18 protein-coding genes and 2 pseudogenes are annotated in these 22445 nt (G+C 53.0%); 15 read left to right on the top strand and 5 right to left on the bottom strand.

What is annotated here, in order from left to right:
- The first annotated feature begins 1 nt into the window (after position 1).
- The 12 genes and pseudogenes from ACIQVE_RS12115 to ACIQVE_RS12060 all read left to right on the top strand — a co-directional run.
- Positions 2-856, top strand: coding sequence for a DUF4123 domain-containing protein (locus ACIQVE_RS12115; RefSeq protein ID WP_402808285.1), 855 nt, complete (start codon positions 2-4; stop codon positions 854-856).
- Positions 853-1341: a DUF3304 domain-containing protein gene (locus tag ACIQVE_RS12110; protein ID WP_402808284.1), complete on the top strand. Its 489-nt coding sequence runs from the start codon at positions 853-855 to the stop codon at positions 1339-1341. The genes ACIQVE_RS12115 and ACIQVE_RS12110 overlap by 4 nt, the downstream gene beginning before the upstream one ends.
- The gene (locus tag ACIQVE_RS12105; protein WP_402808282.1) at positions 1338-1571 is read left to right on the top strand and encodes a hypothetical protein; all 234 of its coding nucleotides are present in this window, start codon (positions 1338-1340) and stop codon (positions 1569-1571) included. Before ACIQVE_RS12110 ends, ACIQVE_RS12105 begins: the two co-directional genes overlap by 4 nt.
- Positions 1568-2056 (top strand): DUF3304 domain-containing protein, encoded by a 489-nt coding sequence (locus ACIQVE_RS12100; protein WP_402808280.1) that lies wholly within the window; start codon positions 1568-1570, stop codon positions 2054-2056. The genes ACIQVE_RS12105 and ACIQVE_RS12100 overlap by 4 nt, the downstream gene beginning before the upstream one ends.
- Positions 2053-3804: a hypothetical protein gene (locus ACIQVE_RS12095; RefSeq protein WP_402808277.1), complete on the top strand. Its 1752-nt coding sequence runs from the start codon at positions 2053-2055 to the stop codon at positions 3802-3804. Before ACIQVE_RS12100 ends, ACIQVE_RS12095 begins: the two co-directional genes overlap by 4 nt.
- A gap of 382 nt (positions 3805-4186) precedes the next feature.
- The gene (tssK, locus tag ACIQVE_RS12090) at positions 4187-5518 is read left to right on the top strand and encodes a type VI secretion system baseplate subunit TssK (protein WP_402808275.1); all 1332 of its coding nucleotides are present in this window, start codon (positions 4187-4189) and stop codon (positions 5516-5518) included.
- A gap of 5 nt (positions 5519-5523) precedes the next feature.
- A complete protein-coding gene (icmH, locus tag ACIQVE_RS12085) occupies positions 5524-6378 on the top strand; it encodes a type IVB secretion system protein IcmH/DotU (RefSeq protein WP_402808442.1) in 855 nt (284 codons plus the stop codon).
- 17 nt (positions 6379-6395) lie between these two features.
- Complete coding sequence (tssM, locus tag ACIQVE_RS12080) at positions 6396-9950, top strand: type VI secretion system membrane subunit TssM (protein WP_402808273.1); 3555 nt, start codon at positions 6396-6398, stop codon at positions 9948-9950.
- A 208-nt stretch (positions 9951-10158) separates the two neighbouring features.
- Positions 10159-10491 (top strand): YceK/YidQ family lipoprotein, encoded by a 333-nt coding sequence (locus ACIQVE_RS12075; RefSeq protein ID WP_402808272.1) that lies wholly within the window; start codon positions 10159-10161, stop codon positions 10489-10491.
- A 433-nt stretch (positions 10492-10924) separates the two neighbouring features.
- Positions 10925-11701: a hypothetical protein gene (locus ACIQVE_RS12070; RefSeq protein WP_402808269.1), complete on the top strand. Its 777-nt coding sequence runs from the start codon at positions 10925-10927 to the stop codon at positions 11699-11701.
- Positions 11702-11764: 63 nt separating this feature from the next.
- Positions 11765-11965, top strand: coding sequence for a hypothetical protein (locus ACIQVE_RS12065; protein ID WP_402808266.1), 201 nt, complete (start codon positions 11765-11767; stop codon positions 11963-11965).
- Positions 11966-12698: 733 nt separating this feature from the next.
- Positions 12699-13055: pseudogene (locus ACIQVE_RS12060) on the top strand (restriction endonuclease); the annotation flags it as partial.
- A gap of 88 nt (positions 13056-13143) precedes the next feature.
- Here the strand turns inward: ACIQVE_RS12060 and ACIQVE_RS12055 are convergent.
- The 3 genes from ACIQVE_RS12055 to ACIQVE_RS12045 all read right to left on the bottom strand — a co-directional run bounded on the left by ACIQVE_RS12055 (position 13144) and on the right by ACIQVE_RS12045 (position 14315).
- Entirely contained in the window at positions 13144-13350 is a 207-nt protein-coding gene (locus ACIQVE_RS12055; RefSeq protein ID WP_402808264.1) for a hypothetical protein, read from the bottom strand.
- 222 nt (positions 13351-13572) lie between these two features.
- Positions 13573-13965, bottom strand: a complete 393-nt coding sequence (locus ACIQVE_RS12050) for an HNH endonuclease (protein ID WP_402808261.1) — start codon at positions 13963-13965, stop codon at positions 13573-13575.
- Between the two features lie 44 nt (positions 13966-14009).
- Positions 14010-14315, bottom strand: coding sequence for a hypothetical protein (locus ACIQVE_RS12045; RefSeq protein ID WP_402808258.1), 306 nt, complete (start codon positions 14313-14315; stop codon positions 14010-14012).
- A gap of 128 nt (positions 14316-14443) precedes the next feature.
- On the opposite strand from ACIQVE_RS12045, the gene ACIQVE_RS12040 reads away from it, so the two are divergent.
- The 3 genes and pseudogenes from ACIQVE_RS12040 to ACIQVE_RS12030 all read left to right on the top strand — a co-directional run bounded on the left by ACIQVE_RS12040 (position 14444) and on the right by ACIQVE_RS12030 (position 19024).
- A complete protein-coding gene (locus ACIQVE_RS12040; RefSeq protein WP_402808256.1) occupies positions 14444-16759 on the top strand; it encodes a hypothetical protein in 2316 nt (771 codons plus the stop codon).
- 185 nt (positions 16760-16944) lie between these two features.
- A pseudogene (locus tag ACIQVE_RS12035) lies at positions 16945-17957 on the top strand (IS30 family transposase).
- A 725-nt stretch (positions 17958-18682) separates the two neighbouring features.
- A complete protein-coding gene (locus ACIQVE_RS12030) occupies positions 18683-19024 on the top strand; it encodes a hypothetical protein (protein WP_402808254.1) in 342 nt (113 codons plus the stop codon).
- Between the two features lie 295 nt (positions 19025-19319).
- Here ACIQVE_RS12030 and tnpB read toward each other — a convergent pair whose 3' ends face one another.
- A complete protein-coding gene (tnpB, locus tag ACIQVE_RS12025; protein WP_402808251.1) occupies positions 19320-19607 on the bottom strand; it encodes an IS66 family insertion sequence element accessory protein TnpB in 288 nt (95 codons plus the stop codon).
- A gap of 716 nt (positions 19608-20323) precedes the next feature.
- On the bottom strand, positions 20324-22405 hold the full coding sequence (locus tag ACIQVE_RS12020; RefSeq protein ID WP_402808248.1) for an LTA synthase family protein: 2082 nt from the start codon (positions 22403-22405) through the stop codon (positions 20324-20326).
- Positions 22406-22445: the final 40 nt, after the last annotated feature.

The following is a 22445-nucleotide window of genomic DNA, read 5'->3' as shown; positions in this document are numbered from 1 at the left end:
TATGTCTATTGTCGTTGAAACCAAGGATCAATTGCCTGCGGACGTCAGCACGCCTGAGTACCACTATGCAATTGTTGAACAGCCCACCATCGGCCCCCAAGAGCGATCCTATTGGGCGCGTTACGCTCTTCCACGCCTTGCGTTGATGAGCCAGGAAGAGTTTGCCCATTTGCGTGAAGAGGGCCCTTGGTTAGTGGCTTTAGGCGAGCAACCAGATATTGAGTTCACGCGTCTTCAGCAGGACTTGGGGAAGACTGCGATACACGGACATCTCACCAGTTACTTGCCGCTGGCAGAGCTTGCACAACACTTAAGTGATGCACTGCTCGCGCAGGACAACAATGGAAAAACCGTACTGTTGCGCAGCTATGTTCCGCATGTTCTGAGCGTGCTTCATGCGCACTCGGAACACCCTTGGCAGAGCTGGTTGTTTGGCCCTATTAATCGCTGGACCGTCTATGACAGTGCTCACGGCCCAGTTTCATTTTCGGGTGGGGGGTTGAAGTCCTTGCCCGATTACACGCCCATTGAATTGGACAGTGCGCTGATCCAAGAGCTGGGTGCAGATCCTCAGGCGTCTGCGCTACTGAAAACCCTGCTTGAACAGGCACCGGAAGTATTCACCTCTGCCGACCATGATGAACGCCTCAAACAAGTCGAAGGGGCGTTAGACGGTGCTCGTAAAAGTGGTCTCAAGCATCCGGATGACATCTCCCTGTTTGCCACGATACATCTGCTGGAAGGTAAACCGCCGAATGAGGATCCGATTTGGCCGGAGGCCATGCGGTTGGTGGAAGAGCAACATTACGAACTGGGGCGTGCATTGGAAACAGTACTCGAGGCCCGTTCCGAATGAGTCTGTTTTCAATGGCATTTCGCACCCTCCCTTCGAGTGTGCAATGGGCGCTGTTCGGGGTGACGTTAACCGCAGTGGGCGGCTCCTTGCTTTGGATTTACTTCACGCCACAAGGCGCAGCACTTTACAGCCATAACCACACCGAACGACCGATTTTCAGCTATTGGGTCAACGGCAAAGGGGGAGGGGATGCTGGCGCCCATGGCGGCGGTGGGATTACCTGTTGCTCGTCAATCGTCGGCGATCAACTGCGGGTGGTCTGGATTAAGAGCAGGACGGGCCAACAAGCTCGAGAAGGGCTCAAAGAGGAACGGCACGAATTGTTGATTCCCAATCCGCCCCGAGAGCGACAGGACGACACGCTGCATGTGCATTTTTTTCCTAATGACCAGATACGTGTGGCCTGGAGCTCCGACCATTACAGCCCTTACGAAAATAACGCCTCATCCGGCAAAGCAGCCCGACTGAACAAGGACACCCCATGAACTTAGACACAGTAGAAAAAGCACAGGCCCTGTGCGCGAGCAGCACAGTTCCGGAAGGCGGTACTGGCAATCTCCCTTGCGGCCGTACGTTGCTTGCGACGATACGTCTGTTGGAAGGTAAACCACCGAGTGAGGACTCCATTTGGCGGGAGGACATGCGGTTGGTGCAACAGCACCAGTACGGACTGGGTCGTGCGTTGGCAACCGCGCTAGAGGCCAGTTTCGAATGAGTTTGTTTTCAATGGTATTTCGCACCCTCCCTTCGAGTGTGCAATGGACGCTGTTCGGGGTGACGTTAACGGCAGTAGGCGGTTCCTTGCTTTGGACTTACTTCACGCCACAAGGCGCAGCACTTTACAGCCATAACCATACCGATCGACCGATTTTTAGTTATTGGGTGAACGGCAGTTGGGGCGGAAATGCCTCCGCTAACGGCGGAGGAAAGATTACCTGTTGCTCGTCAATCGTCGGCGATCAACTGGAGGTGGCCTGGATCAAAGGCCGTACATATGAACAAGTTAATCAGGGACTAAAACAGGAACCAGTCGAACTATTGATTCCCAATCCGCCCCGACAGCGACAGGACGACACGCTGCATGTGCACTTTCTCCCTAATGACCAAGTACGCGTGGCCTGGAGCGCGGACCATTATAGCCCTTACGAAAATGACGCCTCATCGCACAAACCGGCCCGACTGAACCAGGACACCCCATGAACTTAGACACGGTAGAAAAAGCACAGGCCCTGTGCGCGAGCAGCACAGTTCCGGAAGGCGGTACTGGCAATCCGCCTTGTGGTCGTACATTGCATTTTGGCGTATTCTTCGACGGATTTGGATGTAGTGTTGGAAAGAATGCAGTAAACCAAGTGAGTAACGTCGGGCGTCTGTTTACGGCTTATCCGGACCCTCTAAAGGATGACACCTTCAACTCTTACCGTTCTATATATGTTTCCGGCTTGGGCGCTCCGTATGATGCCCCCATGAGCAACATTGTTGCTGGCGCGACGACTACGGCCATCAGAGCCACTGCAGAAGCTGTGCAGGGCACGGTTCAGATGCAAGCGGCAAAATCTGTCTTGAAAGCCAGGAGTGTCGATAAATGGTGGGAGAATTTCCAACGGGATATAAATGAGATCCGCAGTCAGCCTTTAAAAGGAGCTAAAGCTCTGGGGCGCAACACTGCAACCGACGCTATCAAAATATTGTTATTGACTGGCGTGGAAGCTGTTCCCGCATTACGGGATTCAAAGTGGTTTGGCGTGGCGGTTAACAGCGGCACCGATACACGCTTAATTGATGCGTTGGCCCGTTTTCGCCAGGAGTGTGAAAAAGTAAAACAATCCAGTGATACCGTGCTGCGTACCATTAAAGTTTCGGTGTTCGGGTTTGACTTGGGCGCTACTTTCGCGCGAGCCTTTTTACGCGAATTGCTCAAAAAACCTGTTCCGGGCGTCGAGTTGCAACTGGTCTTCGCTGGTTTATTTGATGCGGTTGACCGTAGTTCCGCAAATGAACCGATTGACGAACTTTATCTGCCAGACAAGCTGGATGATAAAGGATTTGTGCCACAACAGGTTCAGGCGGTCCTGCATTTGATCGCTGCCCACGAACGGCGCTTTTATCGCAAAGTTCGGCTGCTGGGTGGTCAGCGACGCGGCTGGAGCGAAGTATTAATGCCCGGTGTCAGCGAAGACATCGGAGGTGGCCTCGCCGCTGGAGAACAAAAGTTAAGTGCCGATCTAGCACTCGTTTGTTTGCACAAGATGTATCGCAGTGCCTACAAAGCGGGCGTACCGTTTCCGCAGCTTGAGAGCCTACAAAAAGTCGATCCTGATACCGCCGAACTTTTCAAGTTTAAGGACCAAATTAATCAACGCGGTGCGGAAGCCTTGGTCAAGCATTATCTGCGCAGCAGTGGCCAGCATGCGCCGGGCGATAAAGGTTTTACCGTACATATGCGCCTGTACATTCGATGGTTGGCTCACTTATGGCAAGCGTATAGCGTTGCGCTGAAAGCATTGAACGAAGAAGACGATCGTCTGCACGCCAGCCAGTTTGACAGCAATACGATCAGTGGCTTGCTGGGACGTCCCCATGAAAGCAGCGCACACCGTGAAGAACGACTGCAACGCACAAAGGAGGTTCGTCAGGAGCGTGACACGCTACAACAAAAGTTGGGGTGGCTGAAGGAAGTCGCTGAGGAGGCCGCCGTATTGCGTAATCGCCATAATCTGGATGGCGTAGAGTCTACGGGAAGAAACCGAGAGTTATTCCTAATTCAACAGCAATTGTTACAGGAGTGGACAACTCAACCTGTCTCCGCATTAGACGCTACGACCATCGACCTGTTTACCTATTTCATGCACGACCGGTTGGTATTGAGTCAGGAACAGCAAGTGGCGACGTTGGCGGGAAGGAAACACTATTTTGCCGTTCGTGTTTGTGAGAGTCCAAAAGACTAATGGCGGCGCCAAAAAAAATGCCTGCCTCGATCCGGTGTGCATATCAATTTGATTGGCTTGCGAAAGCGCTATCTAAAGTGTTGCGGCGTGGGCAAATAAAAGTGATGTATGTGCAGGCACCGTGCTTTCAATTTTCAGAAGATACTCTAGTTAGATGAAAAAACACTTCCGATCATTCACGGTATTAATCCTGATAATGGCGTTGTCAGGCTGTTCCGGCAATTACAAATCCAGCGACAAGGATTACCGTCCGTTGGGTAAGCCTTCGTCGGAAGATTTGCATGACGAGACTAACCAAGCGAAGGACAGCAGTCCTGTAAAAACGTGATCAACATATTCACGACGTCAAATTGGAAGGCGATCCGATTCAAAGGAGATATTCATGAGCCGACATAAAGTACTGTGGCAGGAAGGCATGCTGTTGCGTCCACAGCACCTTCAACAGAACGATCGCTATTACGATCATCAATTTAAGGTGCGGACCCAGCGCTTGGGCAGTTATGCCTGGGGTTTTTTTGAACTGGACATCGACGAGCAGTTTTTAAAGACGGGCAAGTTGGTGGTGAGTAAAGCCAGTGGCGTTTTTCCTGATGGCACGGTGTTCGAATTAGGCACGGGACGCGACCCTTTGGGCTTGGATGTGCCACCCAATACCGGCAGCACCCTGGTGTATTTGGCGCTTCCGTTGACCACCGGCAATCACATCGAAAGTCGCCGTCGGGATCAACACGATGTATTGGCTCGGTACATCGCCTTCGATGAGGAAGTGACGGACTCTAACGCGGGCGCGAATCTCTCCAGCGCGGTTGTTTGCGGTAGCCCTGATTTTCGCCTGCTGCTGGGTGAGCAACAGGCCGATCAGGTGTACATCAAGCTCAAAGTCTGTGAAATCATCAATTCATCCTCTAGCGGACAGATTACGCTGGCAACCGAATTCAGCCCGACCTATGTCAATTTCCGCTCGTCCAGCTACCTATTGACCTGCCTGAAAGAAGTGATCGGCTTGCTGGGGCATCGGGGCGATACGCTCGCCGAACGGATGCGCGCGTCGGGCAAAGTGGGCGGCGCGGAAGTAGGTGATTTCATGATGCTTCAACTGATCAACCGCTATGAGCCGATGTTGCGCCATTACCTGAATATGGAGTTGGTCCATCCCGAGCAAATTTACCGCGATCTGCTGAGTTTGTTGGGGGAACTGGCCACCTTTGCCAGCGAAACCAAGCGGCCGCAGCTGGAAGGCCAGTACTTGCACAGCGATCAAGGCTTGTCTTTTCGCGCGCTGATGAAAGAAGCTCGCACTGTGCTGTCGATGGTGCTGGAACAACACGCGATTGAACTGCCGTTGGACCCGCGCCAGTACAACATTCAAGTTGCCCAGCTACCAGACAAAACCTTGCTGAGTTCAGCTACCTTTGTGCTGGCCGCCAGTGCGCAATGCGATTCTGAAGAGCTGCGCACACGGCTCCCCGCGCATCTCAAAGTGGGCACGACGGAGACTATCCGTCAGTTGGTCAACCTGCATTTGCCCGGCCTCAAAGTGAAGGCGCTTCCGGTTGCGCCCCGGCAAATCGCCTTCCATTCCGGCAAAACCTACTTTGCCCTAACGCTTTCAAGCGACGAACAAGCTGAATTGGTGAAAAGCGGCGGTATCGCCTTTCACGTCTCCGGTGAACTGCCGGGCCTTGAACTGAAGCTGTGGGCGATTCGAGATTGAACGGGATGCCAAAGCCTATGGATGTTGCGGGCGATGACCGAACAGTGATCCTGAGTCGCCTGGAACAGGCATCGCCTGAGGAGCCACTGACGGATTTCAGTGCGCCGCCTTCTTTTGAACAGTTGTCCGAACGCTTGTTCTATGCCGAACGACCGTTCAACCTCCTGCCAATCACCACCAACCCGATAGTCGCTGCTGCCTCGCCCTTGCTGTCCGAATGCGTGCGGCTCAAAAACTGTCCACAGGTCACCGACATCACTGCGCTGAACACGGGTTTGAGCGCCGCCATCACGCAATTTCAGCACCGCGCCTTACAGGCGGGGGTCGACAGTCGTGAAGTCATGGCCGCACGTTATCTCCTGTGCGCGATGCTGGATGAAACCATCGGCTCTACGTCGTGGGGAGAACAGCATTGGGGGCAGATGAGCCTGCTCAGCGCTTTTCATAACGAAACATTTGGCGGCGTGAAGTTTTTCCAGTTGCTCGCCGGACTGAAGTGCAATCCCGTCAAACACCAGTCAATGCTCGAATTGATTTACCTGTGCCTTTCGCTGGGTTTTGAAGGCCGCTACCGCCGTGAGGCTGGCGGCCCGCAAACACTGAAACTTATCCGTGACGAGCTGTTTCGACAACTGCGTCCGCTACAGGCCGACGGCTCCCGTGAGGTGTCACCCCACTGGCAAGGGCTGACAGAGCCGGCTCAGCCGCGCGTGCGGATGTTTTCTTGGCGGGTCGTCGCCCTTTGTACGCTCATCGCTCTGGGCGCAATGTACGGTGGCCTCGCTTGGGTCTTGAGTGAACAACGCGACACGCTCATGCAGCTACACCAACAAATCACCTCTACGCCCTCTCAGCCGTAACCAGGACCGGACATCTTATGAAGGATTTTTTCAGCCTGCTCGTTGCCGTAGTCCGCGTCCCATGGGTATGGAAGAGCGGTGTATTGCTGATCCTGGCGCTGTTGGTGTGGTTTGCAGGACCATGGCTGTCCATCGACGATCATCTGGTTTGGGCCTCGTCCAGCAGCCGCCTGCTCTCCATCGGGTTACTATGCTTAGTTGCGGGATTGATGCTGGTGTTCAAGCACTGGAAGGCTCACGTGCGGAAACTCGCTGATGAAAGCGAAGACGCCAGACAGGAGCGCTTGCGTTGCGAACGCACGATCAACCGCCAGCGCGCGCAAATGACAGCACGTTTTAACAACGTTCAGCGTTTTTTGCGCGGATCGAGACTGTTCCAGCGCCGTGAAGAGCGATGGCGCACGGAGTTGCCTTGGTATTTACTGCTGGGGCCGCAGGAGAGTGGAAAAACGTCGTTGTTGGAGTTTTCCGACCTGCAATTTCAACCAGGTGCGAAAAATCCTCGAAAAGGGAGCGAGAAACCTGGCGACACGGGCCCGTGCGACTGGTATGTGGCTGATCATGCCGTACTGATTGACGCCGTCGGCAGCCTGCTCGTGCAACCGGATGAACCGGTGGATGCGGCGATGTGGAAAACCCTGCTGGGGCTGTTGCGCACACGCCGTACCCGACCGCTGAATGGCGTGTTGCTGAATATCCCCGTCCACTATTTATACCGAAAGCCCGTTGACGAGCTGGAAGCGCTCGCCGGGCTGGTTCGACGACGCCTGGAGGAAATCCACCAGTACCTGGGCGTCAATGTGCCCGTGTATCTGGTGTTGAGCAAAGCCGATCAATTACCCGGATTTGATGAATTTTTCAGTCAGCTGTCCTGCGAAGAAAGCGAGCAGGTCTTTGGCGTTAGTTTTGACAAAGAACAGAACAGTCACGACGCACACGACCTGAAAAAAGAATTCGAGCGGCTGCTGTGCCACTTGGACAAGCAAGTGATCTTGCGCTTGGCAGCGGAACAAGATCCGAAACGCCGGGAGCGTATCCTGGATTTCCCCCAGCAACTGAGAGCTATCGATAAGGGGCTGTGCCAATTGATCGAGAGCGCCTTCGCGGGAAGTCGTCATCTGCGCGGTAGCCAATTGCGGGGATTTTATTTAACCAGTGCGCCGTACTGGGTCACGCCCACTGACACTGTGACCAACAGCCAGAAAACGCCTCTCGCCATGGATCTTGGCCCCTCAATCACGCCGCCGCCACTCCCCCGCATTCGTTGCGGCCAACCGCGTTTTATCAAGCATTTGCTAAGCCGCGTGATTTTTCCGGAATCGACTTTGGCGCAGCTGGACCCACAAGCGGTGCGCGGCCTTTATTGGCGGCAAGGGGCTATCGGCGCGGGCGCGTTGGGTTGCCTGATCGTATGCGGTCTGCTTTGGACGAACACCTTCGCCAGCAACCATGAGCGAATGGCGCAACTGCTGGGCCTGAGCCAAACCCTGAAGGGGCAGCAGGACACGCTCAGTGTGCAGGATGACGCGGCGCAGGCCCTCGAGGTTTTGGACAGTGCTTATGCCGCGACACAGGTCTTCCCTCAAGGTGCCGCCTCTTACCTACCAAGCGGTGCCTTGGACCAAGATGAGGTGGTCGTGCCCGTCATGCAACAGACCTATGAACAGCTGTTGGTACGCGAGTTACTGCCCCGCGTCGGAAGACACTTGGAAGCCCAAGTTCGCGCCAATCTGCATGACCGCGAGGATCTGTTGAACAGTCTTCGCGCGTATCTGATGCTCGGCCTGGAGGAGCATCGCGATACTACGTTTCTGAAGGAACGGATGGCGACCAATTGGTCGCAGCGCTATACCGGGCGTACAGAGGTGCAAAACCGTTTAAACGCGCATTTCGAACGCCTTCTGTCCGCGACATTTCCTCCCTACCGCCACAATGTGCAGCTGGTGGATCAGGCGCGGCAAATGCTGCGCAATGAGGCCTTGAGTCAGGTGGTGTACAGGAACTTGGTAACTCAAGCGCGAGGCCTGGCAGCCTATCATCTCGGCTCGAATCTCGGGCGTCACGCGGTGTTCTTTGCTGGCAGCAACTACAGTATTCCCGGTCTGTACACTCAACAAGGCTATCAGCAGTTCCTTCTCGGCCAAGGGACTCAGGTGGTTCAGGATCTGCTGCGCGATAATTGGGTCTTGGGCGAAGCCACAGCGGTGAACCCCATGGTGCTCAAGCACCTGCTGGATGAAGTCTCGCAGTTGTACTTTCATGATTATGCCAATCATTGGGCTTCCGCCATCGGCCACCTCAACCTGGCGCCCATTCGCACTACGGCACAAGGCGCGGAACAACTGGGTGCATTGACCGCCGTCAATTCACCCCTATTGCAACTGCTGCGGGACGTCAGGGACAACACCCGTCGTCCCATCCCGCCAGCGCCGGCAGGCCCCGTCCCGCCTGGGCCGGTCGATTTAGCCGCGAACGCAGCCAATAAACTTGGGGGCGCCGACGAGAAACTTGAGGTCCCCGACACCAGCAAAATGCCCATCGCGCCTTTGAACCTGCTGCCAGACAGTGGGTGGCAGGCACTGGAGCGCCGCTTCGTTTCCTGGCACGAACTGCTGGATGAGGAAGGAAATGCGGGGCCAGACCTCATCCGCGCGCTCCAAGCACTTGAGGCGCTTCAACAACAACTGGGCGACCTTGCTCAGGTTAATGCCCCCGGAGCTGCGGCGTTCGAATTGGCCAAGGCTCGCATGGCTGGCGAACATGATTCGATCCATAAAGTCAGTCGGGTTGCCAAGCGCTTACCAGCCCCCTTCAACACCTGGCTTACTCTTGCTGCCGATGAAAGTTGGACGCTAGTCCTCACCGACGCCCATCATTACCTGAATCAGCGCTACCAGGACGAATTGTATGCCCCTTACAGCGAATCCTTACAAGAACGCTATCCTTTCTCTGCTCGTAGCCAGAGTAACGTGGAATTGGCGGATTTCCGTGAATTTTTCAAGAGCGGAGGTATTGCTGAACGGTTCATCGAGCACTACCTAAACCCCTTTATCAGTAACACCAACGGCGTTTATGAGGTGCGCAAAATTGAAGGCCGAGGATTGCCCATGTCCCCAGCCATCCTTACGCAGCTTGAGCACGTAAGCACCATCCAACGCAGCTTTTTCGCGGAAAACCCGAATGAACCGCAGGTACTGTTCAAGCTGGAGCCTTACTCTCTTGACTCCAGACTCAGCCGCGCCGATTTTGAGCTCGATGACCAGCACTTGGAATATCGACACGGACCAATTGCTCAGGCGAAATTCAGTTGGCCGGCGAAGGCCGGTCGAAGCAGCCTGGTGTTGGAAGAGCTACGCGGGCGACGCCTGAGCATTGAACAGAACACCGGCCCTTGGTCACTGTTTCGTTTGATCGAAATGATGGACATCGAGCATCACCGTAGCCGTGATGTGTTGATGTTAAAAGCCGATCTGGCGGGCCAGCGGGTCAGTTACCTGCTGCACAGCCAACGCTCACCCAATCCGTTTGATTTCAGCGTGCTCAGACGTTTCCAGTTACCGGAGAAATTGTGATGAGAATTGAGCCTTCGCGCGATAGCCAAGCCTCAAAGATCTACAAGGTCGCCCCGAAAGTATCAAGGGTTAGAAGAGTCGCCGACAATCTTTATAGCGTATCGACACCAAACTCATACTTCGAATGAAGCCAACTTTGCTCATAAAATTAGAAGCTGAGAATGAGCTGAGCAGCAAAATAATTGGAAATTTATATGAGAGAGCGGTAGTGAAAACGAAATTTATAGATTTGAAAGCAAAAAACATCGCCAAACTTTCGGCGCTGTTAGCTGTCATTGTAATGCTTTCCGGATGCGGCACATTTTTTGGTAGACAGATGGATAATCCCGACATCGAATATTTTAAAAGTCTGGATACTAGCATGCAGTTGCTGGGATTTGGCGGACAGAGGAATGACCATTACGTTTTAACTAGAGTCTGCTACATGATGATCGTCTGCCCTATTGCGACAGTGGTCACAATACCGGCGGATGCATTGGTGGATATAGTGATGCTGCCGATCGATTTTTTAGAATCCAACGATGATGCTGAAGAGTCCTGAAGCTGGCTTTTGTATCCCGCCGATGCAATCTACAGCGACAGCACTCGGAACGTTAAGACCACTTAATTCGACGCCACCTTAACAAGTTGGGAATGTTGGATGGGGACTTCATGCAATCTAGAGTGTCTAAAACATCACGCACTGTGCTAATTATGATTTTCGAGAGGCGCAAGCTTGGAAAGTCTCATATGCCGCACTGAAATCATTACACCATCACACTACAGGCGAGACAAATGTTGAAAGTAAAAAAAATTTAAAAGCTTTGGATGTTGTCCGCTTGCTTTTTTTGCCATCGGGAACAGTTGGTGCAAAAGAGTTTTGGATGTGGTCCGTTGTGATTTTAGTAGTGCAGAGCCTTTGGCGCGCGCGAAACCTGTATATGCCGGAAACGAATGCGAGCGCCCCAATCTACCCCGGCTGGGAGTTTGGAATAATGGATTATCTAAATCTGTATTTCGAACCAAGAGACGGCGGGCTGCTGGGGCAAACAACATTTATTTTCATAAATGAGATATCAGAAAATCCAGATTTTGAATTTATTGGGCTGCTATCATTATTGCCAAACTACATACTCTGGTGGGGGCTATTTTTCCTTCAAATAAAGCGCCTGAGAGACGCCGAGCGCCATATTCTGTGGTGGCTGCCGTTAACAGTTTTACATTGGCTCGCGCCAATGCTCGTCGGACTTGTTCCCCGCAAAAGAAAAAGCGCAACATTTGGCGCATCAAGTGCTGCAGTTAAATTTCACTTTGCTCAAGGCACAACAACGGTTGAATCTGAAAAAAAACGTCATCGGCTAAGCCCTACCTTAGAGTTGCTTTTTTCGCCATTTGGCAGCATCAGTAAGCAAAATTATTGGTTGCACGCCACTATATTGTTCATTCTTATTCCCGTGTTTGTTGTTGCTTCAAGTTACCCATGGAAGTATGGAGTTGCAAGAATCCTTGTCGGAATTTTTGATCGCAGTTCCGGAGCAGTATCTTCCTACATTGAGTACAACAATATGTTGTGGCTTGAAATAATTGGTCTGCTGATTCTGTTGTCCTTGTGTTGGTCATTAGCTGTACTTCAAATTAAATGCTTACGAGGAGCCGGGCGAAGCGGATTATGGTGGATCCCGCTAGCATGCCTAAGTCCGTTGACTGCCATGTTAGTAGGTTTTGCTCCTCGCCGTAAGTGTAAATCTCGCGAGCATTCAGCACATCCATAATTGTAGTTTCCTAAGGAGTTCGGACACCTCTAGGCGAGAATATTTTTCTTGTAGAGGTGTCTAATGACCAAGCAACGTCGCTCCTTTACAGATCTTAAACGCAAGGCCGCAGGCCTCGAGATCAAAATCATGGCCATATCGAAGCTCGCTGCCCAATCGATAGTCGAGTCTGCTTTGCCGCGCGGTCTACAAGATTCAGAAAAAAAGCCCATAGCGTTACTCTGCAGAGCAAAGCCTTATATCTGGGTGATAGAAAAGCCGTGAGCTGGAAGCTCGCACCATTTTGATCGGGTAAAAATCGCCTATTTTAAAAAACACCGCACTTTTGATTCGGAAGAGCGCAAGCATACGTACCACAACAAGTTGAACCAATAGCGGGCTGCTCGGATGAGAAAGTTGTTTGAAGTTACCCGTCCGTGGCAAAGTTGACAGCATATGCGTAAACCTATGCGCGCACGAGGAAAATCAGAACAAAACTGGACACTACGCTGATCAACGCACCCGGCTCGAATTAAAAAAAATTGGAGGCAAGCATGATAACAAAACGCACTAAGCAAAAAAGTTCGACCAAAACTATTTTGGCATGCGCGCCTAGTTACATTAGATTATTACAGGGCGTTATATCTTGCCAAATATGTTAGCACAGAAAAAATTACCACTATAAAATTCCGCCCCGAATCCACTGTGGCTTTCTGTATGTTGTTGAACTGGTGGATTATCCATCTAATCGGATCGCAATGCCCTCCAGTGATGTCGATAGCAACGTTGAACTTCATTGCCACTGATATTTTAGCAGCAGTACTGAGCACGCAGCTAGGTAGGAAAGCCCGCTCAGATAGAGTCCGGCTGACAAAAATTACTGGCTTTAACCTAAAAAACGAGATGGCTAGGTACTCCCGGGGTTTTCTATAGGCTGCTTCCCGCCTTGTCAATTGATAGACTCCCTCAAATTTTGGTGTCCGTGATGCACCAGCTTAGCCTAAAGGAATTCCCATCCATGTCCGCCCTATCCGTCCTGCTAAACACTTACCGCGCAGCTTCACTTTCCGAGCGTGAAAAGGGGACCTATTTCGAGGAACTGATCTGCACCTACCTGCGTAATGAAGCGACCTACCGCGATCTGTACGAACAGGTGTGGTCGTTCTGTGATTGGGCTATGGAGCAGGGTGTAGACGGACGTGATACCGGCATCGACTTGGTTGCCAAAACTCGAGGTACCGGCGAGTACCACGCCATTCAATGCAAACTGTACGCAGAGGAGTACCGGGTACAGAAAAAGGACATCGATAGCTTCTTCACCGCATCAGGAAAAAAACCGTTCACCCAAGGTAATACGTGCTTTCATCGGATCGTTCCTTCAATCGGCGCCGGCCAGTCCGGCGCTTCTACGTCCACGGCCCCAGTTTTTTAGGCCGGGCTTGTGGTGTACCTGGTGCGTTTTCCTATCCAAAACGAACGTTGCCGTTTACCAGACGCCGCGGCACCGAAATCCACTCGAACTGGCCTTCAACAAGGTCAAATTTTTGTCTGTAAGTGGTGCCGTCCGGATTGGTGATTTTCACCTGAACAGTCCGACCATCCACCGCGAATGCTGGCTCAGTCGTTACCGCCATCACCACCTGTTCGTCTTTTTCAGTTACGTCTTGCATAGCGGTCGATCCTAGATCTTTGGTTGACGTTGGGAGCTAGCGCGTCGCGATCTGAAAATGGCTATTACGCCAAAGAACACTGCCCCCAAAATCACCGACCCTCCCCAGCTCTGAAACAGCACTTCAAGGGCGACTCCCTGGGAGTAGTTCGCTACGGCGAATCCCGCACAAACAAGGACATAAATCAAAAAAGAGGGCCAAGAATATTTCATTTCACTTTTCCTACAGCTGGCTGGGGTTCTGCAAACCCACTATTTCGAAGTGGAATACTACCGGTTTGTCCGTCTCCACGATCAGGCCGTAAGCTTTCGCAAGTCGATAGATCGGGTGATAGCTGTTCAGGCTGTTAACGTGGCCAGCGATCCACGCACGCCATCCTTCCAAGGTGTATGAACTCTTGCTCAGATTGCAGGGGATGCAGGCTGGCATCATATTGGCGAGGTTGTGATTATTCGGGCGCAGAGCAGGCACTATCTTTGCTTCTTCACCCCAATTACGCACAACCGGCTCAAAATGATCCGCGTGCCACTTCTCGCCCAGCAAAACCCCGCAGTACGCGCAGCAACCCGCGAATTTCGCGTGAAGCTCGATGCGCTGTTTCTTCGTCAGCCTCATGGCTCGTTTTCCTTGAAGCCCCGGCAAACCGGAGCGAGGTCGTTTTAGGCGCTTTTCGCAGCTCGCTGGGCTTGCCTTCTTTGGGCGACCCAGTAGCCAGCATCAAAAGACGCCTGTAGTTCCGTGTCGCGGGAGTGATGGCCGTAAGTTGGTGCATATACAGCCTCGCCATTACCGCAAACCTGCCGGTTTTCTGGCTCGTCGCGGTAGGCGCAATAGCCGTCTATCCACGCCTTTGCATCCTTGCGGCGAGCGAGGTCAACCGTACCGCTGCGCGTATTGTTCCCTGACGTAAAGCCACCAGTGACCTGGAGTTGCACGGCTTTCATGCGGTCTGTGTACGAATACATGGATGATCTCCTAGAGAGTCCAAGTTTTCGTCCGCATCCCCCTGGGGGCAGTTTTGGGGCGGCGTTGACACATAAGGAACTATGCTCAACGTCAACCCCGACAAAAAATTGATTAAAGGAAACTTAAAATGCCAGCCAGCCAAAGCGTGGGGCGCCGCATACTGAAATCAAATGCGTTTGCGCCGACTAAAAGTCGTCTTGCACTGGCTTGCTCGCCTTTCCTGATCGCGTGTTTGTACAGTGCTCCGGCGTTCTCCGCTGATATTGCTTCGCCAGCAACATTGGAAGTCATGGGCCGCGCTCCGACCGCCACCACCCCAACCTTCACCAACAAGACCGCCCCAGGGAAAAACCCTGCCGTTGGGGATCAGCTGGAAGCCACCTATGTCTTTGCCGATCCCGACGGGGACGCCGAGGATGTGACCAAAGGCGTGTTCCAATGGAAGGCCGAGGGCAGCAACATTGCCAACGCGACCACCAAGACGTTTACGCCTACCACCACTCAACTCAAGCAGTTCCTGACCTTTGATGCCACTCCCGGCACCAACCCGCTGACCACTGACCCAGCTCGCGCCGTGGCGGCGGTGACCAGCCCGCAGAGTGGGGCACCAGTGTTGCCTTCGCGTACGCAACTGGCCGGTGAATATACCGAAGTATCAAGCAGCAAGAGCTGGGGGGATGCCTACATGCATTGTGCGGGGCTGAATTCTCGCCTGCCTTCCGTGACCGAATTACAAACGTTGTTTACGACTTATACCCGCGCCAATACAGCAGGTGAAGATTCTGAAAACGATATCAATAAAACTTATGGGTGGGGCAACGTTCACTGGAGTAGCGCTGCTACCGTCGACCGAGGCACATATGTCTATCTGGGCGAAAATGGCCGCAGCTCCAGCAACGTCATCACCAACACTTACAGGTTTGCCTGCGCCAAATTTGGCGCCCCAGAGAGGGTCCCCTCAGTAACAGCCGCCAGCGTGCCCGCCACCGCCGCGGTCGGTACACCTGTCACGGCGGTCTATACCTACAACGGCAATGCCACCATTCCGGATCGCTCGCGCTTTCAGTGGTACACCGCCACCGCCAACAATGGTAGCGGCAAAGTCCTCGCCACCGGGGCCGGTGCCACGACCAAAACCTATACCCCCGACGCTGCTGATGCGGGCAAGTACCTGATGGTCGAAATCACCCCAGCCAGTTACGACACGGTGGTGGGCACGATAGTCTCGGTGGTCAGTGCGCAAATCGTATCGAGTCTGACCATCACCGGGTTGACCATCGAGAAGCCGACGGCTGCCCGTGGAACCTTCGAGGCCAAATACACCACCATCACTGGTGGCACCGAAGCCGACTTGACCTATCAATGGTACTGGAAAGGCGCCGCCGTAAACGGTGCGACGGCGAAAACCTTTGCCTTCTCGACCTTGACCATTCCTTCGGCCAGCGCAGCCGAAGAGCTAAAAGTGGAAGTCTCAAAACGTCCCGCTGTAGCGAATCGGCTTAATCGGGTCACTGAAGAAAAGGCCGCCTTGGCCACCGCGACATTAGGCTTGAGAAGTTCGATTGCCTGGAACGCACCGCTCGGCCAAGGCACCTGGTTCGACATAGCGAAAACCTGCGCCAGGCAGAGCAATGGCAACAAGCGCCCCGGCACCACCGCCGAGCTGCAAGCGTTGCATGCGTCATTGGGCAACATGGCCGCCTATGGTGTGAACACAGCCAATAGCTATTGGACCGGCACCAAAGGCACGAATCTGTACGAGCATCAAACTGTAAATCTTAATACTGGCAGTTTAAACGGTTCTTATACAGACTCGAGACCAGGCGAGCGCGGGTTATGTGTGAGCGGTACGGCACCCGCTGCACCCGCTGCCGGCAGAAAATGGGCCAATGGGGCCTCGTTCAGTGAGAGCGACTTCCCTAGTACTGGCTTTGAAGGGGCTTATTTTGAATTTGAGGGCTTGAATGGGCGCCAAGACTTTACTTATGTTTCCACCGATAACTCCAAAGCTTATGCTGAGAGTGATGACGGTGAGGACGCGGGCGTAAAACTGAAGTCAAAAGGCCGAGTTAACATTGAGATTTATAACGTCGCGGGCGGCAACCCGACCATTTACACCGTCAATCCGAAAGATTGGTTTACACAGGCTAATTATAAAGCTAATTTGGGGCAGGCGAAATCTAAATGCTCCGCTATAGATAAAGGAATAGTTCCACTTACAAAGCAAACGTTGAGCCAGAACCAAGAACAACGTATGATGGGGGGCTTGTTTTCAGAATGGGGTAATATGGGGGCGTATGGATGGCCAGGCATGGATAGTCATTATTGGACACAGGCAGGTGAACATGCGGGACCTGCACAAGTTACAATAGTGAGGCTTACCGATGGCAAATGGCATGATAATTGGGCTAGTTCAACTCAATGGACAGTGTGCATGAATTAGCCCTTAGGCCAGGCTACAGTCTAGGGATGTTGGAGGCAATTGATGCCAAGAACATAGTAAACCATCAGTACACCGTGGATATGTGTTTAATATAGGTAATAAGCCATACAAAAGCGGCATTCAGCAGTTGTCTGGGGTAAGGCGGTTTCAAGGAACAAGTGCAACATCTGATGTAAGGTGTAGCCATGTCTACCCAATACAAACACTTGAGTACCGAGGAACGCGTCACCATTATGGTGATGCTATTTCAACGACAGACGCTGCGAGCTATTGCCGCGTTGCTAGGCCGTCACCCCAACACCGTTAGTTGTGAGATCAAACGCAACCCCCAGCAGTCGCACTATGGCGCCATCCAAGCTACCGGCAGGACTCAGTGCCTCGCCGTCAGCGGCGTTTATCTCCAGACTCAGAGCTATTTCAAGTGGTCGTCGAAATGCTCCGCATCGGCTGGTCACCGCAACAAATTGCCCGCAGACTACGCAGTATCTGGCCCGACCAATCCGAGCGACATGTGAGCCACGAAACTATCTACCTCGCCATCTACGCCTATCCGCGCGGTGAGCTGAAACGCCAGCTGATCAGTTATCTACGCCAGGCTGACGGTAAACGTCCTAAGCGAACACAGAGCAAACAGCGTCGAGAACGCTACCCGCGCAACTGAGTATTCATCTACGCCCCCCCCCCCCTGAGGTCGCGGATCGTCTGGTCCGTGGGCATTGGGAGAGTGATCTGATTATGGGCGCCAGTAATCACTCAGCGGTTGCCACAATGGTCGAGCGTACGAGCCGTTATGTCATTCTCGCCAAGCTCGAAGCCCCCACCGCAGAGGCGGCGGCAGAAGCCATTGTGAGGAAAATGTCGCGGATGGCGCCATCGTTACTAAAAACAATGACGCATGATCAAGGCAGCGAAATGGCCCGTCATGCCGAAATCACTGCGCGCACGGGGATGAAGATTTATTTCTCCGATCCACACTCGCCCTTGGCAGCGTGATAGCAATGAAAATACGAACGGTTTGTTACGTCAGCACCGCCCAAAAAGGCTCAGATCCTCTCAGGTGACGCAGGCACGACTGGACGAAATCGCTGATTTGCCCAACACCTGACCCCGTCAGACACTGGCCTGGAAATGTCCAGTTGAGGTGCTGGTGGATCATCTTCAGTTTTCCGCGACCAACAAGCTTGAAACGATAAACTGAACGGTAAGGGCAAGCCCCCCCCCCCCCCGCCAAGCTACCTGGTGGATGCGTCTAATGGCTGTTTCTATCGTGTCATTCCAGGCCGTCACCTCGTCGATGGAGGGGGGTATGTATAGCCATTATTTAAGCGACCGAGGGGCTTGATCACGGCCAAGCCTTCGGCAGTGGAATTGTGCTTAGTCAGGTAGGATCGGTTCGTTCAGACGCCAAGTGGTAATTATGTTTCGAAGACGGGATTGCATTCAGCTTCGTGATTAGCAAGCTCAAGATAATTAACTGACTGTTGCACTTTTTCCTTGAGACCGCCGATCCGAAGTCAGCCAAAAACACATGGCTACTTCAGACCTTCCCTAGCTATAGCACTCCTAATCGGGCACAAATATATCTGCAGTCAAAAGGCTCTGTGAATATTGAAGTTTACAACGTGGCCGGCGGCTTCCCGACCATTTGCACCGTTAATCCGAGCAAGTGGTTTACCAATGAAAACTACAATGCCAGACATCAGGAGGTGAAAAACAAGTGCGTAAGCGTGGGAGGTCGGCTAGGACTCCGCGACGAATATTCACGCGATGATGGAGTACGTGTCTTAGGCACGCTTTATAGCGAGTGGGGGGATGTCAGTTCAACATTTGGAAATGATTTTATATGGACAAATACCCGTGAATTTAATCTTATCGAAATTCAGTACCATACAGTAAATCTAGGGACCGGAGACTACGAAAGGTATGGTGACGCGTCTGACCACAACTCGACAGCTTGCATTAAATGAATTGACGGTTCGACTCAAAACAACCGCTCTGAGGGGGCCGGGAGACCCTGACCTTATGAGCTTGGCGACGGGGCTCCACAAGTTCCTCGGCGGGAAGGACGTGGCCGTTTTCCAGGAGGCCGTGCCGCACCTGGGTGAGATACTTGGATACCGCGATAAGCACAAAGTCGAGTGGAACTGCCTGAACAAAGGGACCCATGAAGGGGATCGGGCGGAAGAGTTCGATGCAGTTATCGTTCGACGCATGCTTGAGACCGTTATCAAGCTTGACGAGGCGATCGAGGCCCCGCAGGCCTGATGGCGGCTCTGCGGACCTCTGACATGTTTGCCGGGCGACGTGTACTACGGCCGACGGTCGTGAATGCTGTCCGTTCAGACTGCAAGTGCGTTTTGTGACAAAAGGCAGTTACATAGCAACCTTTCTTTCCGCTGAGCCAGCTTCGGTTTAGAAGCCGAAGTACTGCATCCGGCGGTTTTGGAGGGGAGCAGACGCTTGAGCGTTCGCCGCAGGATCAGACTGCCTGCCCGCTTTTGGCCGTTCTTTGCCGATCATAGTTACAAAGCGTGCTGGTCAAATCCGATGCAATCGGTGATCAGAACGAATGCAAACGACTGGTCAGGTCGAAAGCAAACGGGTGTTCAAGTGGAGTGCAATTTCGCATCCTGTTGGTTGCGGTTAAAAATCCGTGCTGGGTGTTACGGTCCCAGCCCAGCAGTTTGAGGCGGTCGGCTCGGCGGTTGCGAAACAGGTAGACCGCCAGGGCAAAAAGGTCCAGTCCCAGTGATTGCTCGAGCAATGCTGACAAGCCGTTGATGCTTTTTCGGAAATCGACGGCATCCCGATGCGGGTAGACTTTCAGGCCTTCGTCAAAGCGCAACATCAGATTGCTCCAAACGCTTGGATCATAGCCGTTACCAGACCTACATCGTGCTCGCCGCATCGAGTCTGATAGTCACTACGTTGGAAAGCTGCGCCGTCAGGTGTGTTGGGTTTACAGCAGGTCGTGATGGATTGGCCATTTCGGGATAAGTCGGTCGGGCGGTGTTTTATCCCATTATTGCCCACTTCTTATCCATTTTTTACCCAAAAATCACCCAGTTTTCCGAAAGGTTGGAACATTTGACGACGCCTCCAAATTTAAATGGAGGCGCCGTACTTTCGGGGTTTAGCTCAGTCACTAAATTCGGAAAATTGCCCCATCCCCCCACGAATACTTTCACTTGGAAGTACATTATTTAATCGTTCTAGTGAGTAGACCCAAAAATTATGCTGGGGCCGCTCGTGACGATAGACGGGTTTGCTGTAGAGTCCCCGTGCTTCATTTACTTATCATGTAACCGATTCTATTCTACGAGTCCTCGGAAACCTCCGGTACAGTTACCGATTTAATTTAGTGATTGGGGTACCAGTAATGAAAAGCGAAATGTTGCTTTACGCCGTAGCCAAAAATTATAGAAACCGACAGGCATCGCAGCAGATAAGTATCGGAACGCTTCCAGCTGCCCTCGAAATATAAAACGCCCGATGGTGCATCGGGCGTTGAAATGGAAGGTATAGACCTATTTCAGGATTAGACCCAACGCAAAACAGTCACCGTTATTCTGGTACGCCGTGGATAATACCTGCGGTATTGTCCAGCAAACTTTTGGTTGCGGTTTGGATGAACGACTCGACCTTGTGAGTCAGGTCCTTCTGGTCCGCGCTTTCAATCAGCTCGGCTTTGAAGTTGGCCCCCAGCTCATAGCGGTACACGCGCGGTGACTGGTTCTCGGACTTAATCATTATGCGGTCCCCCTGGACCAGACCGACGATCTGCTGACTGCCCGACGGCTTGATCATGCCGAAACCGGGATCGCCAGCCGGCAGATTGAGCAGGTCACGACCCCAGCACTGATGACGGGTCTCGCCACCCAAGCGGCCCATGATGGTCGGCACAATGTCGATTTGCGTACCCACGGTGTGGTTCACTGAATCGAATTTTTCCTGGATGCTTGGACCGATGAGCAACAACGGTACGTTGAACCTGCCCAAATCCAGTTCGGTTACTTGCTGGTGATTGCCAAAACCGTGGTCACCGACGATGACGAACAGGGTTTCCTTGAAATATGGCTCTTTGCGCGCCTTCTCGAAAAACTGTCCTAAAGCCCAGTCAGAGTAGCGCATCGCGGTCAGGTGTTCATCCAGACGTCCCTGGCCTACAACCGGCTCTACCGGTAATTGGGGGGGCAGCGCATACGGGGTGTGGTTGGAGAGGGTCTGCAATAAAGCATAGAACGGCTTCTTGCCATAGTTCTTCGCTAGCTCTTCGGCACCCCGGTCGAACATGTCTTGGTCGGATACACCCCAAGTAGGGTCGGAGAATACCGGGTTGACGAAGTCATTACGGCCAATGAAAGTGGTCATACCTTGGTTGCCGAAGAAGCCGGACTGGTTATCCCAGGCAAAGTCACCGTTGTAGACGTAAACGTCGTCGTAATCGCGGGCACTGAGTAGCGCCGGCAGGCCTGATAACTTGTGGCCGCCCTCGGGCGTTTGCATCAGGTATTCAAAGCCTGGCAGGTTGGGGAAGCAAGCCATGGTGGCGAACATACCTTGGTGGGTATGGGTACCATTGGAGAAGAAGCGGTCGAACAACACGCCTTCTTTGGCCAGTTTGTCGAAGTACGGTGTAATGTTGTTCGGGCTGCCTAGTGCGCCAACCGAATGACCAGCGAAGCTCTCCATCAGGATCACTACGACGTTCTTGATCGGCAGGGTATTGGCAAGCGGTGGGGTAAAATCACGGCGCACAGCGGCGCTATCGCCATCGACAAGTTTGTCGTTGTCGGTCAACAACATGTTTCGTACGGTCTGGGTTGCCTCTGTCTCCTCTATGGTCGACTTCCAGACGTTGCTGCGGTTCTTGCCAAAACGGCTCTTGGCCGCATCGATTAAGGTAAGGGTGCCATTGAGACCTATCTGGTTGACGAAGATCGAGTCGGTCGTGAATGCATCCCCCCATCGTAGCGGCGGGCCCTGGCGCAAGGTACCGCGCGCGGCGATGATCGCCACCAGCAGGATCACGAAGAACACTACGCCGCGCACGTACCACGGGGCGTTCCCGCTGCCGTGGGCCATCTGATCTGGACAGACACGTGGGAGGGTTATGCAATTGATGCCCTTGAACAGCAGGCTCAGTAGCCAAGTACCAAGAATCCACGCCAACAGGTAACGTACTACTGGGAAACCGTACCAGAGCATGCTCAGCACGGTTTTCGGATCCTCTTTGATGTATTGGAACACCAGACCGTTTAGACGCTGATGGAACTCACGGTAAAAGTCTAGTTCCATTAGGCCGAGGAGCATGACGATGCTTGAGGCCAGGGTCAGCCAAACCCGGAATAGACCACGGGCAGCCATGGCGCGGACGCTGAGAGTGGCCAGCAGTAGCGGAATAGCCAGGTAGACGACGACGCGCAGATCAAAGCGCAGGCCATTGAGGAAACCCTCTGCGACCGTCGACATTGGCGTGTCACCGATCATGTCGCTGTTGTAGATCAACAGGCCCAAGCGGACCAGGCTGAGCATCAGCATGACTACAAGGCCACACAACAGGGTGTAGACCAAGTGCGATTTTAAGGTGGGTTGCAGCGGGAGCTTTGCTGCCCGCTGACCACTCAAGGCGTCCGTGTTAGACATGGATTGGAAAATCTCTAGGAAAAAAGCGAAACCAACGAGT

It is taken from the genome of Pseudomonas sp. NPDC098747 (genome assembly GCF_044760045.1).
Lineage (GTDB): Bacteria > Pseudomonadota > Gammaproteobacteria > Pseudomonadales > Pseudomonadaceae > Aquipseudomonas.
This window is presented reverse-complemented; position numbering and strand designations above follow the sequence as displayed.

Coding starts and splice junctions, on each gene's coding strand:
- ACIQVE_RS12030 (WP_402808254.1), top strand. CDS start 18,683: ATGGTGACGCGTCTGACCACAACTCGACAGCTTGCATTAAATGAATTG.
- ACIQVE_RS12065 (WP_402808266.1), top strand. CDS start 11,765: ATGACCAAGCAACGTCGCTCCTTTACAGATCTTAAACGCAAGGCCGCA.
- ACIQVE_RS12070 (WP_402808269.1), top strand. CDS start 10,925: ATGGATTATCTAAATCTGTATTTCGAACCAAGAGACGGCGGGCTGCTG.
- tssM (WP_402808273.1), top strand. CDS start 6,396: ATGAAGGATTTTTTCAGCCTGCTCGTTGCCGTAGTCCGCGTCCCATGG.
- ACIQVE_RS12115 (WP_402808285.1), top strand. CDS start 2: ATGTCTATTGTCGTTGAAACCAAGGATCAATTGCCTGCGGACGTCAGC.
- ACIQVE_RS12105 (WP_402808282.1), top strand. CDS start 1,338: ATGAACTTAGACACAGTAGAAAAAGCACAGGCCCTGTGCGCGAGCAGC.
- tnpB (WP_402808251.1), bottom strand. CDS start 19,607: ATGTTGCGCTTTGACGAAGGCCTGAAAGTCTACCCGCATCGGGATGCC.
- ACIQVE_RS12110 (WP_402808284.1), top strand. CDS start 853: ATGAGTCTGTTTTCAATGGCATTTCGCACCCTCCCTTCGAGTGTGCAA.
- ACIQVE_RS12100 (WP_402808280.1), top strand. CDS start 1,568: ATGAGTTTGTTTTCAATGGTATTTCGCACCCTCCCTTCGAGTGTGCAA.
- ACIQVE_RS12045 (WP_402808258.1), bottom strand. CDS start 14,315: ATGTATTCGTACACAGACCGCATGAAAGCCGTGCAACTCCAGGTCACT.
- ACIQVE_RS12055 (WP_402808264.1), bottom strand. CDS start 13,350: ATGCAAGACGTAACTGAAAAAGACGAACAGGTGGTGATGGCGGTAACG.
- ACIQVE_RS12050 (WP_402808261.1), bottom strand. CDS start 13,965: ATGAGGCTGACGAAGAAACAGCGCATCGAGCTTCACGCGAAATTCGCG.
- ACIQVE_RS12040 (WP_402808256.1), top strand. CDS start 14,444: ATGCCAGCCAGCCAAAGCGTGGGGCGCCGCATACTGAAATCAAATGCG.
- ACIQVE_RS12095 (WP_402808277.1), top strand. CDS start 2,053: ATGAACTTAGACACGGTAGAAAAAGCACAGGCCCTGTGCGCGAGCAGC.
- ACIQVE_RS12020 (WP_402808248.1), bottom strand. CDS start 22,405: ATGTCTAACACGGACGCCTTGAGTGGTCAGCGGGCAGCAAAGCTCCCG.
- icmH (WP_402808442.1), top strand. CDS start 5,524: ATGCCAAAGCCTATGGATGTTGCGGGCGATGACCGAACAGTGATCCTG.
- tssK (WP_402808275.1), top strand. CDS start 4,187: ATGAGCCGACATAAAGTACTGTGGCAGGAAGGCATGCTGTTGCGTCCA.